The following is an 11,260-nucleotide window of genomic DNA, read 5'->3' on the forward strand; positions in this document are numbered from 1 at the left end:
GGGCAGGCAGAACACGGAGCGGCCCCCGACTCACGGAAGCCGGGGGCCGCTCTCGCATGCGCTACGCCTGCGGTGCGCTACTCATCTCCTGCTGCTCACCACGCCGCCGCGCTTCGGCCCGAGCGCGCCAGTGGCGGCGCACGCTCTGCGCAGCCTGATGGATCGCGAAGCGGGCCGCGTCCTCCGGCCGCGCCTTGTACGCGGCGGTGAGCACCGCGAGGTTGCGCTGTAGCTGCACCCCGTCGGGCAGCAGCAGACCGGCCGCAACCGGTGCGGCAGGCTCAGGCTCGGCGACCGGCGCCGGCGGGGGCGCGTCCGCCAGGTCCCTGCGCACCGTGTCGCGGGAAACGCCCAGTTCAGCGGCGATCTCCGCCGGACTCATGCCGCGGTCGGTGAGGTGCGTGACGACGATGCGGCGCGTTGCACGGGACATCGCAGCCATCACGCACCACCATCCACCGCGACGGCCTCGGACCACGACTTGCCCGCGGCCAGGGCAGCGTGCGCCTGCGCGGTGGTGACGTAGCCGGTAGGCGGGTGGTCACCGAGGCGATCGCGGAGGTATCGGGTAGTCCACCCGACGCCGAGCGGTGCGCCGTCGAGGACGTCGCGGAGCGCATTCCGTGCGTGCATGGCGCGGTCGTTCAGCACACGGTCGTGTGCCGCGCTGCCGCCGACCGTGGCGGGCGCGGGGATGTCGAGGGCATCGAGGACAGCGGCGAGCAGCTCCCGCACGGCGCCCGCGGACACGCCGTCGTCGACCGGCCCGGCCAGGGCAGCGAGGTTCCCGTCATCCCGGCGGCTCTGTCCCTGCCGCGCGGTCTCCGCCTGCTCGTACTCGCGCCGGGCCTCGGCGAGCAGCTCCCCCACACGGGCCGCGGTCCGCCCATACAGGGGCTCACCGACCGGCACGGCCGCGGTGTCATCGGCGGCCTCGCCCTGGCCCTCGCCGAGCAGGTCGAACAGTCCACCGGTGACCGGTGCCGCCGGCACGTCGAAGAGGGCCGGTGACGCGCTCGCGTCGAAGTCCTCCGGCCGCATCTGCGCCCAGTCCGGGCCCGCCGCCGGGCGCCCGTCGTTGTTCGGTACGTTCTGGTTCATGGTCTGGCTCGCCATCCTTGATCGAGTCGAGTCGGGTCAAGGCGCCGTCCGGTGTTACGAGCACCGGGCGGCGCCGTTCTGTCTCACACCCGTCTCACACGCGGTGCGAACGGGGGCGGTCGATTCGCCTCTGAGGTGGAACAAGTGGAGGGCTGAGGAACCCTGCGGAGCACGCGAGCGGCCTTTAAGGTGGCTGACGTGTCGTACACAGGCCCGGACTTCGAACCTTCCCCGCCCCCCCGCTCCCCGCTGCGCCGCGTGCTGACCGTGGCGGTCGCCGCGCTGGTGCCGGGGGCGCTGCTCGGGTGGGGGGTGTACGCGGCGGTCGGCGGCCCCGACGACGGGGACGGGGGCGGCTCCGACCGGGCGGGCGGTGCAGGGACGTCGGCGGCGCCGTCGTCCGTCGCTCCCGCCTCCAGTGCTCCCGCGTCCCCGGGCGACGACGACGGCAAGAAGCCCGCGGGTTCGTCACCCGCCCCCACCTCGAAGGCACCGTCCGCCTCCGGCCCCCTCACGGGCAAGGTCGTCGTCATCGACCCCGGTCACAACCCCGCCAACTTCCAGCACGCCACCGAGATCAACCGCAAGGTGAACGTCGGCACGCACTGGAAGGAGTGCGACACCACGGGCACGGCCACCAACGCGGGCTGGCCCGAGGCGAAGTTCACCCTCGACGTGGCCCACCGGCTGCGCGACCTGCTTCAGAAGCAGGGCGCGACCGTGAAGCTGACGCAGGACGGCGACCGCTCGTTCGGCCCCTGCGTGGACGAGCGGGCCCGGATCGGCAACGAGGCGAAGGCCGACGCCGCGATCTCGATCCACGCGGACGGGTCGGGGGCGGGCAACCGCGGCTTCCACGTGATCATGCCCGGCTCGGTGCACGAGGGCGCCGCCGACACCCGCGCGATCGTGGCGCCCTCCGCCGAGCTGGGCGAGCGCGTCGCGGGCGGCTTCGTGCGCGTCACGGGCACCGCGCCCTCCAACTACCTCGGCGACGGCACCGGCCTGGTCACACGCACGGACCTGGGCGGTCTCAATCTGTCAACGGTTCCCAAGGTGTTCATCGAGTGCGGCAACATGCGCGACAGCAAGGACGCGGCGCTGCTGACCAGCGGCAGTTGGCGGCAGAAGGCGGCGCAAGGGATGTCTGAGGGGATTGTGAGTTTCCTGCGCGGGTAGTGATCGGCGTCCCGATCCCTGCGGACAGCCCCGAGGTCCGGACGATAGTGTCCTCCGTACGATGAGGGGCCACCCCCGCGCTTCACACCGGAACCTTTCGGCGCCGTCGTGACAGCGACGCCTCTACCGACGACGAGACGACCTACGAAGGACCTGAAGTGAATATCCGCTCGCTCACTCGAGGCGACGGCGTGGTGATCGGAGCAGCGGTGTTGCTGTTGATCGCGTCGTTCCTCGACATCTACTCGATCGAAGGTGCGCCGGACAGCGCCGACATCCCCAGCCTGTGGGGCAGTGGCTCGGTCGTGCTCGGTGTCGTCCTGGCGGGCGTCATCGGCGCCGCGCTCGTCGTCGTGAACCGCGCCATGCCGCAGCCCAGGAAGGTGGCGGGTCTCGACCTCGGCCAGTTCGGCATCGCGTTCACGGTCTTCGCCGCGTGGTGCGCGCTCGGCAACATCTTCGACCCGGCGGGCGCCTTCGACAACGACGGGGGTGCCAGCGGCATCGGTGCCGGCCTGGGCCTGATCCTCGCTCTCGTCGCCACGCTGGTCATGGCCGCCGCGGCGGTGGCCACGCCGCTGCTGCCCGCCCTCAAGGGCACCCTGATCCCGGCGGCCCGTCCGGCCGCGCCGCAGCCCTACGGCGGTCAGCCCCAGGGTGGTTACGGCTACCCGGGCGCCCAGCAGCAGCCGTACGGCGGTCAGCCGGGCCAGCCCGGACAGCCGGGTCAGCCCGGTCCGTCCTTCGGCGGCCAGCCGCAGCCGCAGCCGGGGCAGCCGCAGCCCGGCCAGCCCCAGCCCGGCCAGCCGCAGGCCCCGCAGCAGGCGCAGGCGCAGCCGGCCGGGGACTTCTCCCCGTTCTGGTTCGCCGTGCCGGTGCCGCGTCCGCTGTTCGCGGAGGACGGCTCCCCGACGCCGATCGCCGAGCTGGCGCCGGGTACCTGGTACCTGGCCGTCGAGCAGCGCGGCGCCAACCTGGTCGCGCAGACCCAGGACGGCCGCCGCGGCGTCCTCCAGGACACCTCGGGCATCCAGCGCGGCTGACCGGCCCCGCTCGCCCGTTCACCTCAACGGCCCCTCGCCCACCGGTACTTCCGGGCGAGGGGCCGTAGGTTTTGAACGCGCTTTCCGGGCCAGACGGAAGGCATGTCCCCTAGAACGCGCAGTGGCTCCCACTCCGCCGGAACGGCCGTCGCGGTGATCGCGGACATCATGGCCTTCATCCTCGGACTGTGGATCCTGATGTATCTGTTGGACGCCAACCGGGCCAACGACCTGGTGCGGTTCGTCCATGACGCGGCCGACTGGCTGGCCGGCTGGTCGCACGATCAGGGGGTCTGGGGGGACACCCCCAGAAGGCACAGCACCTTCGACGAGGCCTGGGCCCGCGTGGTCGCCGGGTACGGACTGGCCGCGGTCGTCTACCTCTTCGTCGGCCACGCCGTCGCCAACCGCCTGCACCGGGGCTGACGCCCGGCGGCCTCAGACGCAGCAGTCGGGGTCCAGGCCCCGCGGCAGCAGGTCGCCCGCGAAGACCTGGCAGGTGGCCTCGTGGCCGCCGAGCGCGGCGACGGCCAGGAGCAGGGAACCGGCCGTCCAGGTGGTCAGTTCGCGGGGCCAGACGGCCTCGTCCTCGAAGACGTAGCCCGTCCAGTACAGGCCGCTGTCCGGGTCCCGCAGGTGCTGGACGGACTGGAGGATCTCCAGGGCGTGGTCGGACTCGCCCACCGCCCACAGGGCGAGCGCGAGTTCGGCCGACTCGCCGCCCGTCACCCACGGGTTGCGGACGACGCAGCGCACGCCGAGGCCCGGGACCACGAAACGGTCCCAGCTCTCCTTGATGCGGGACCTGGCCTCCGTGCCGGTCAGGGCGCCGCCGAGGACCGGGTAGTACCAGTCCATCGAGTAGCGGCCCTTGTCCAGGAACCGCTCCGGATGGCGGCGGATGGCGTGCCGCAGCGCGCCCGCCGCCAACTCCCAGTCGGGCTGCGGTTCTTCACGCTGCTCGGCGATGGCGAGCGCGCAGCGCAGGGCGTGGTGGACGGAGGAACTGCCGGTCAGCAGCGCGTCGGTGGTGTCCGTGCCGTCATCGTCCCGGCGCCAGCCGATCTGCCCGCCGGGCTGCTGGAGGCGCAGCACGAACCCGACGGCCGCGTGGACGACGGGCCACATCCTCTCCAGGAACAGGTCGTCGCCGGTGGCGAGGTAGTGGTGCCAGACGCCGACCGCGACGTAGGCGACGAAGTTGGTCTCCCGGCCGCGGTCGGTGACGTCGGCGAAGTCCCCGTCGGCGTAGGCGGCGTACCAGGAGCCGTCCTGGTTCTGGTGCCGGGCCAGCCACGCGTAGGCCCGCTCGGCGGCCTCGTGCTCGTCGGCCGTGTCCAGGGCCATCGCCGCCTCGACGTGGTCCCACGGGTCGAGGTGGTGCCCGCGGAACCACGGGATCGCGCCGTCCTCGCGCTGGACGGCGAGGATGCCCCGGACGGTCGCGGCGGCCTCGTCGGCGGTCAGGACGCCGGGCAGGACGAGGTGTTCGGTGCGCGGGGTGCGGGGTGTGCCGGGGGTGCGGGGCGCGGTCACGCGGCGTCCACCGTCGGCAGGTGCGGCTTGGTCGCGTAGGCGACGAAGCTCTTGCCGATCAGCGGGTTCAGCGCCTGCTCGGCGACCCGCGTCGCCAGCGGCTTCTTCATGATGTCCCACACCAGCAGCTTGTGGTACGCCCGCACCGGCAGCGCCTTGTCGTTGTCGACGCCGAACGCGCACTTCAGCCACCAGTACGGCGAGTGCAGCGCGTGCGCGTGGTGGCTGCCGTACGGCTTGAGGCCGGCCTCGCGGATGCGGGCGAGGAGCTGGTCGGCCCGGTAGATGCGGATGTGGCCGCCCTCGACCTCGTGGTAGGCGTCGGACAGGGTCCAGCAGACCTTCTCGGGGCCGTAGCGCGGCACGGTGATCGCGATGCGGCCGCCGGGCTTGAGGACGCGGACCATCTCGGCGAGGACGCCCTTGTCGTCGGGGATGTGCTCCATCACCTCGGAGATGATGACGACGTCGAAGGACTCGTCGGGGAAGGGCAGGGCGAGCGCGTCGCCCTCCATGGCGGTGGCGGTGGCGCCGGCCGGGGCCTCACCGGCCTCCTCCATCGCCGCGAACCACTTGGCGACCTCGCGGATCTCCTCCGCGTTCTGGTCCAGCGCGACGACCCGGGCCCCGCGCCGGTAGCACTCGAACGCGTGCCGGCCGGCGCCGCAGCCGAGGTCCAGGACGCGGTCGCCGGGGGCGAGCGGGAACCGGGAGAAGTCGACGGTCAGCACGTGGCCCTGCTTTCGGGATAGACGCCGGTGTCACTGGTGGTCGAGGTCGGGGCCGGGGCCTGGGCCTGGGCCGGGGCCGGCTTCTGGCCCGCGGACACGGCCCCCGGGGCGCTCACGGCACTCGGGGCGCCCGGGGCGCTCGGGGCCCCCGAGGCGCTCACGGCACTCGGGGCGCCCGGGGCACTCGGGGCCCCCGAGGCACTCACGGCACTCGGGGTGCCCGGGGCGCTCAGGGTGCCCGGGGCACTCGGGACGCTCGTGCCAAAGGGGCGGCGGCCGATGGCCTCGCGGTAGCGCGCGACGGTGCCCTCGGCGGCGCGGGCCCAGGTGAAGTGGCGCAGCACACGCTCGCGTCCGGCGGCGCCGAGCCGGGCCCGCAGTTCGCGGTCGCCGAGCAGCCGGTTCAACCCGGCGGCCAGCGCGTCCGCGTCGCCCGGCGGCACCGCGAGGCAGGTCTCCCCGTCGGGTCCGGCGACCTCGGGGACGGCCCCGCCGGTGGTGGCGAGCAGTGCCGTGCCGGTCGCCATGGCCTCGGCGGCGGGCAGCGAGAACCCCTCGTACAGCGAGGGCACGCAGGCGACCTCGGCGGACCGCACGAGGTCGACCAGCTCGGCGTCCGAGATGCCCTTGACGAACTCGACGGCGCCTTCGAGGCCGTACCGCTCGATCGCCTGGGCGACGGGCCCCTCGGCGGGCCGCTTGCCGACGACGACGAGGTGGGCCCGCGGATGCTCCGCGCGCGCCTTGGCCAGCGCCTCGACGAGGAAGACCAGGCCCTTGAGCGGTACGTCCGCGCTGGACGTCGTCACGATCCGGCCCGGCACCCGCGGCACCGACGGGTCGGGCGAGAACAGGTCGGTGTCGGCGCCGATGTGGACGACGTGGACGCGGTCGTCCCGTACGCCGAGGTGGTCGACGATCTCCTGGCGGGAGGTGCCGGAGACGGTGAGCACCGAGGGCAGGCGGCGCGCGACGCGTTTCTGCATCCGGGTGAAGGCGTACCAGCGGCGGACCGAGTAGCGGCGCCCGCGGCTGCCGGCGGCGTCGAGTTCGAGCTGCCGGTCGACGGTGATGGGGTGGTGGATGGTGGTGACGAGGGGTGCGCCCACGTCGCCCAGCAGGCCGTAGCCGAGGGTCTGGTTGTCGTGGACGACGTCGAAGTCGCCGCGGCGGGCCCGCAGATGGCGGCGGGCGCGCAGCGAGAACGTGAGGGGCTCGGGGAAGCCGCCGGTCCACATCGTGCCGACCTCGACCGCGTCGATCCAGTCCCGGTACTCGCCCCGCTTCGGGGTGCGGAAGGGGTCGGGCTGGCGGTAGAGGTCGAGGCTGGGCAGCTCGGTGAGCGAGAGCCGGTCGCCGACGAGGGGCCCGTCGTCGAGGACGGGGTAGGGCTGCGCGCCGATGACCTCGACGCAGTGGCCGAGGCGGGCCAGTTCGCGGGAGAGGTGGCGGACGTAGACGCCCTGGCCGCCGCAGAACGGGTTCCCCTTGTAGGTGAGGAGGGCGATGCGCAGCGGTGGCGAGCCGTCGGCGGCTGGCTCCGGACGGGGACCCGTCTGACTGGCCTCGGCGGTCACTCTGGGCCCCCTCCTTACTGCGCTGTCCCGCGACACTACGTCGGGAGGTTAATCTAGAACAAGTTTCAGACTTGATCGTCAGAGGCTCCGAATCTACCGGCAGGTAGCGACCCTGTGCCGAGTGGATCAGGTGATTCACGCCACGGCGCGGCACACCGTCGCGCCGGGCTCGGGGAGATCCGGACGCGGGACCCGGGGAAGCAGGTGACCAAGGTGGACAACCCGGCGGCGACGGCGCCCGGTTCGGCGCACCGCTCCACCGCCCCGCCCCTGACCGAACGGCAGCGGGAGCGGCGCCGGCGCATCCTGCACGCGACCGCCCAGCTGGCCTGCCGGGGCGGCTTCGAGGCGGTGCAGATGCGGGAGGTCGCGGAGTCGTCGCAGGTGGCCCTCGGCACGCTGTACCGGTACTTCCCGTCCAAGGTGCATCTGCTGGTGGCGACCATGCACGACCAGCTGGAGCGGCTGCACGGCACCCTGCGCAAGAGCCCGCCCACCGGTGAGACGGCCGCGGACCGGGTGGCGCAGACCCTGATGCGGGCCTTCGGCGCGTTGCAGCGCGAGCCCCGGCTGGCCGAGGCGATGGCCCGCGCCCTGACCTTCGCCGACCGCAGCGTCTCCCCGGAGGTCGACCAGGTCTCGCGGCAGACCACGGCGATCATCCTGGACGCGATGGGCGGCCTGGAGAACCCGACGCCCGAGCAGCTGTCGGCGGTCCGGGTGGTCGAGCACACCTGGCTCTCGACCCTGATCACCTGGCTGGCCGGCCGCACCTCCCTCGCCCAGGTGCGGGTGGACATCGAGACGGTGTGCCGGCTGATCGACCTGACGGAGGCCGGGACGGGAGCGGCGGCGGCGCGCCCCTGAGAGCCCCGCCGTTCAGTCCAGGTGGGAGCGGATGAGCGCCTCCGCGGCGGGCAGCAGGCCCACCTCGTCCCGGCTCATCGTCGGGTTGGCCGCCCGGCGCCGCAGCGCCTCGGCGAGACCGTCCGGCGTGAGGGCGGAGGGATCGGCGAGCAGCGCGGCCAGCGCGCCCTCGACGGGCTCGGACATCGGCCCGCCGGCGGCCGCCACCTGGGCGAGGATCACCGCGGACATGCCCCAGTCAAGGCCGGGATCGCCCTCCTCGGTGTTGGACCAGTCGATCACCCGCGGCCCGTCCGCCGTGAGGATCACGTTGTCCGGGTGCAGGTCCAGGTGGAGAACGCGCGCGCCCGGGTCGGCGCCGCGGTACGCGGGCACCCGGTGCAGGCGCCGCAGCAGCGCGGCGAGCATGCCGCCCGCCTCCCGGGGCGTCAACGCCCCGTCCTGCCAGGCCCGCTGCATCGTCGGCCCGGTCAGCCGCTCCATGACCAGGTCCGTGCGCGGTGATTCCGTCGTCCCGGGCCACACCCGCGGCACGGGGTAGCCGTGCCCCCGCACGTGTTCCATCACCGCGCCCTCGGCCACCGCGTCCCCGACGCCCTCCCGGTCGCGCCGCAGCACCCGTCCCGCGTCCGCCTCGTACACGTCGGCCGAACGCCCCGCCCCGATCAGTCTCCCCGTCCGCATGCCCGGGAACGTATCCCGCGGCCCCCGCCCCCGTCCCGGCCCCGCCCCCGTCCCGGCCACCTCTCGGCCCGGACCCGGGAGACGGGTAAAGTGGCGGCGTCGTCATCACCCGTACGGGGGGAAGCCGGTGCAATTCCGGCGCTGACCCGCAACCGTGAGCCGCCCGCCGAGCCTCCCCGAGGCTCCCGGACGGTGAGCCGGACTGCCCCGCACGGATGTGACCGGCTCACGTGCCCGGCACCCGCCGGCGCACGGGCACCGTCGAGGCATACGGGGCCGAGCCGCCGGGGGTGCCCCGTGCTGCCGGACCCCGCACAGGGAAAGGCACCCGCCGATCATGAACGTCCGCCGTCGCAGCAGCGCCGCGGCTCTGGCCGCCATAGCCGTGATCGGCGCCGCCACCGCGCCCGCGGTCGCCGCCGATCCGTCGCCGTCCTCCGCCCCGTCCAAGACCGCACCTTCCGGGCTGTACGGGAGCACCGACCCCCAGTACGACGGTGTCTGGCGCCAGTCCCTCGCGCTGCTCGCGCAGGACACGGCGGGCGTGATCCCGTCCTCGACGGCCGTGAAGTGGCTCACGGACCAGCAGTGCGCGAACGGCGCCTTCGCCCCGTTCCGCGCCGACCCGGCCGCGGCCTGCGACGCCAAGACCCCGATCGACACCAACAACACGGCCGCCGCCGTCCAGGCCCTGTGGGCCGTCGGCGGGCACGGCGACGTGATCGAGGAAGCCCTCGGCTGGCTGAAGTCCGTACAGAACAAGGACGGCGGCTGGGGCTACCTCCCCGGCACCCCCAGCGACGCCAACTCCACCTCCGTCGTCATCGGCGCCCTGACCGCCACGGAGACGGACCCCGCGAAGGTCGTCAAGGACGGCAAGTCCCCCTACGACGCCCTGCTCACCTTCGCCCTGCCCTGCGCCAAGGACAAGGGCGCGGGCGCCTTCGCCTTCCAGCCCGACAAGGACGGCAAGCTGCTCCCCAACGCGGACGCGACCGCCGCGGGTGTCCTCGGTGCGCTGGGCGCGGGCCTGGTCGCCGAGGCGGGCGAGAAGACCGGCGCCGCGTCCTGTGCCGACGCGGACAAGCCCGACCGCGAGCGCGCCGCCGCCAACGCCGCCGCGTATCTCACCGAGACGCTCGCCGAGGACGGCCACCTCACGTCCGCTCTCGGCGGCTCCGCCGACCAGCCCGACTACGGCAACACCGCCGACGCGGTCGTCGCCCTCGCCGTACAGGGCGGCGCGGACAAGGCGGCCGAGCCGCTGGCCTGGCTGGAGAAGAACGCCGCGAAATGGGCCGGGGAGAGCGGTCCGGCCGCCTACGCCCAGCTGATCTTCGCCGCCCACGCCACGGGCACCGACCCGCGCGACTTCGGCGGCACGGACCTGGTGGAGAAGCTGAACGCGACGGGACCCGCTCCGCAGGGGACGGCGGCCAAGGACACGGCGACCGCGAGCGACGACGAGCAGACGAAGGACGAGAAGAAGGACGACGACTCCCCCTTCGGCGTCTGGTGGTTCGTCGGCGTCTGCCTGCTCTTCGGCATCGGCATCGGCTTCCTGCTCAGCAACCGCAACAAGAAGCAGCAGCCGTGACACCCCGCCGCATCGTCCCCCTCCTCCTGGCCGCGTTCCTGCTGATCGGGACCGCGGGCCAGGCCCAGGCCGCCGGATACCGCTACTGGTCCTTCTGGGACCGCGACGGCGCGAAGTGGGTCTACGCCACCCAGGGCCCGTCCACGGCCCGCCCCTCCGACGGAGACGTCCAGGGCTTCCGCTTCGCGGTGAGCGAGAACTCGGGCGACGCGGCACAGCCGCGCGGCACCGCGGACTTCGCGTCGATCTGCGCGAAGACCCCGGCCGAGGACGGCACCAAGCGGGTGGCGCTGGTCCTCGACTTCGGCACGGCCCCCGACGCCCCGTCCGGCGAGACCCCGCCCGCCCCGCGCACGGCCTGCGCCCAGATCTCCCCCGACGCGACCACGGCCGACGCCCTGGCCGCCGTCGCCGGCCCCCTCCGCTACAACACCAACGCCCTGCTGTGCGCGATCGCGGGCTACCCGAAGTCGGGCTGCGGCGAGCAGGTGTCGCAGAAGCAGGAGAAGCAGGGGGCCACAACCGCCCCGGAGCAGAAAGACACCTCGGACGACGGGGGTCCCTCGGTCGGCCTCATCGCGGGCACAGCGGTGATCGCCGCCCTGGCCGCCGCAGGCGCCTGGCAAGCAAGGCGGCGCAGGAATGCAACCCGCTAAACCCGCGGACAGTCGTACCGCTCAGCCTGCGGGCAATCGTGCCGCTGGGGCGGCACGGGTGGGCGCAGGCGGCACCCCGTCAGCGCGGGCAAGCGCCCCCACCCCCGCCAGCCACCACCGCCGGGAGGCCCTGCACCCCGGCGCCTGGTGGCTCTGGGCCCTCGCCCTCGGCACCGCCGCCACCCGCACCACCAACCCCCTCCTCCTGGCCCTCCTCGTCACCGTCTCCGCCTACGTCGTCATCACCCGCCGCCCCCACGCCCCCTGGTCCCGCTCCTACGGCGCCTTC

Annotated in this window: 12 protein-coding genes, 1 pseudogene and 1 riboswitch; of the genes and pseudogenes, 7 read left to right on the plus strand and 6 right to left on the minus strand. The window is 73.7% G+C overall.

Going from position 1 to position 11,260, the window contains the following annotated elements; translation table 11 throughout:
• Positions 1-61: 61 nt before the first annotated feature.
• Together ACFV9J_RS34295 and ACFV9J_RS34300 are read right to left on the minus strand one after the other, a co-directional pair.
• Entirely contained in the window at positions 62-442 is a 381-nt protein-coding gene (locus ACFV9J_RS34295) for a helix-turn-helix domain-containing protein (RefSeq protein WP_385361035.1), read from the minus strand.
• Positions 442-1,101 (minus strand): hypothetical protein, encoded by a 660-nt coding sequence (locus tag ACFV9J_RS34300; RefSeq protein WP_385361037.1) that lies wholly within the window; start codon positions 1,099-1,101, stop codon positions 442-444. Before ACFV9J_RS34300 ends, ACFV9J_RS34295 begins: the two co-directional genes overlap by 1 nt.
• Positions 1,102-1,299: 198 nt before the next feature.
• On the opposite strand from ACFV9J_RS34300, the gene ACFV9J_RS34305 reads away from it, so the two are divergent.
• The 3 genes from ACFV9J_RS34305 (at position 1,300) to ACFV9J_RS34315 (ending at position 3,749) form a co-directional block, all read left to right on the plus strand.
• Entirely contained in the window at positions 1,300-2,280 is a 981-nt protein-coding gene (locus tag ACFV9J_RS34305) for an N-acetylmuramoyl-L-alanine amidase (RefSeq protein WP_385361040.1), read from the plus strand.
• Positions 2,281-2,438: 158 nt separating this feature from the next.
• The gene (locus tag ACFV9J_RS34310) at positions 2,439-3,323 is read left to right on the plus strand and encodes a hypothetical protein (protein ID WP_385361042.1); all 885 of its coding nucleotides are present in this window, start codon (positions 2,439-2,441) and stop codon (positions 3,321-3,323) included.
• A 102-nt stretch (positions 3,324-3,425) separates the two neighbouring features.
• A complete protein-coding gene (locus ACFV9J_RS34315) occupies positions 3,426-3,749 on the plus strand; it encodes a hypothetical protein (RefSeq protein ID WP_385361045.1) in 324 nt (107 codons plus the stop codon).
• Positions 3,750-3,761: 12 nt separating this feature from the next.
• Here the strand turns inward: ACFV9J_RS34315 and ACFV9J_RS34320 are convergent, their stop codons facing one another.
• The 3 genes from ACFV9J_RS34320 to ACFV9J_RS34330 are packed head-to-tail and all read right to left on the minus strand — an operon-like array spanning position 3,762 to position 7,167.
• The gene (locus ACFV9J_RS34320; RefSeq protein WP_385361047.1) at positions 3,762-4,859 is read right to left on the minus strand and encodes a prenyltransferase; all 1,098 of its coding nucleotides are present in this window, start codon (positions 4,857-4,859) and stop codon (positions 3,762-3,764) included.
• Entirely contained in the window at positions 4,856-5,590 is a 735-nt protein-coding gene (locus ACFV9J_RS34325; protein WP_385361049.1) for a methyltransferase domain-containing protein, read from the minus strand. The genes ACFV9J_RS34320 and ACFV9J_RS34325 overlap by 4 nt, the downstream gene beginning before the upstream one ends.
• Positions 5,584-7,167 (minus strand): glycosyltransferase, encoded by a 1,584-nt coding sequence (locus ACFV9J_RS34330; RefSeq protein WP_385361051.1) that lies wholly within the window; start codon positions 7,165-7,167, stop codon positions 5,584-5,586. The genes ACFV9J_RS34325 and ACFV9J_RS34330 overlap by 7 nt, the downstream gene beginning before the upstream one ends.
• Positions 7,168-7,371: 204 nt before the next feature.
• Here ACFV9J_RS34330 and ACFV9J_RS34335 point away from each other — a divergent pair, with 204 nt between their 5' ends.
• The gene (locus ACFV9J_RS34335; protein ID WP_385361053.1) at positions 7,372-8,034 is read left to right on the plus strand and encodes a TetR family transcriptional regulator; all 663 of its coding nucleotides are present in this window, start codon (positions 7,372-7,374) and stop codon (positions 8,032-8,034) included.
• 12 nt (positions 8,035-8,046) lie between these two features.
• Here the strand turns inward: ACFV9J_RS34335 and ACFV9J_RS34340 are convergent, their stop codons facing one another.
• Positions 8,047-8,718, minus strand: a complete 672-nt coding sequence (locus ACFV9J_RS34340; RefSeq protein WP_385361055.1) for a phosphotransferase — start codon at positions 8,716-8,718, stop codon at positions 8,047-8,049.
• A gap of 117 nt (positions 8,719-8,835) precedes the next feature.
• A riboswitch (cobalamin riboswitch) is annotated at positions 8,836-8,926 on the plus strand.
• A gap of 129 nt (positions 8,927-9,055) precedes the next feature.
• Here ACFV9J_RS34340 and ACFV9J_RS34345 point away from each other — a divergent pair.
• From ACFV9J_RS34345 to ACFV9J_RS34355, 3 genes and pseudogenes are all read left to right on the plus strand, one after another.
• The gene (locus ACFV9J_RS34345) at positions 9,056-10,315 is read left to right on the plus strand and encodes a prenyltransferase/squalene oxidase repeat-containing protein (RefSeq protein ID WP_385361057.1); all 1,260 of its coding nucleotides are present in this window, start codon (positions 9,056-9,058) and stop codon (positions 10,313-10,315) included.
• The gene (locus tag ACFV9J_RS34350; protein ID WP_385361059.1) at positions 10,312-10,971 is read left to right on the plus strand and encodes an SCO2322 family protein; all 660 of its coding nucleotides are present in this window, start codon (positions 10,312-10,314) and stop codon (positions 10,969-10,971) included. The genes ACFV9J_RS34345 and ACFV9J_RS34350 overlap by 4 nt, the downstream gene beginning before the upstream one ends.
• A gap of 58 nt (positions 10,972-11,029) precedes the next feature.
• A pseudogene (locus ACFV9J_RS34355) lies at positions 11,030-11,260 on the plus strand (energy-coupling factor transporter transmembrane protein EcfT); the annotation flags it as partial.

The sequence above is a fragment of the Streptomyces sp. NPDC059906 genome, assembly GCF_042730645.1.
Taxonomy (GTDB): domain Bacteria; phylum Actinomycetota; class Actinomycetes; order Streptomycetales; family Streptomycetaceae; genus Streptomyces; species Streptomyces rubrogriseus.

Excerpts from the sequence above, each read along its gene's own strand:
- ACFV9J_RS34315 (WP_385361045.1), top strand. The coding sequence starts at position 3,426 with ATGTCCCCTAGAACGCGCAGTGGCTCCCACTCCGCCGGAACGGCCGTC.
- ACFV9J_RS34295 (WP_385361035.1), bottom strand. The coding sequence starts at position 442 with ATGGCTGCGATGTCCCGTGCAACGCGCCGCATCGTCGTCACGCACCTC.
- ACFV9J_RS34345 (WP_385361057.1), top strand. The coding sequence starts at position 9,056 with ATGAACGTCCGCCGTCGCAGCAGCGCCGCGGCTCTGGCCGCCATAGCC.
- ACFV9J_RS34300 (WP_385361037.1), bottom strand. The coding sequence starts at position 1,101 with ATGAACCAGAACGTACCGAACAACGACGGGCGCCCGGCGGCGGGCCCG.
- ACFV9J_RS34340 (WP_385361055.1), bottom strand. The coding sequence starts at position 8,718 with ATGCGGACGGGGAGACTGATCGGGGCGGGGCGTTCGGCCGACGTGTAC.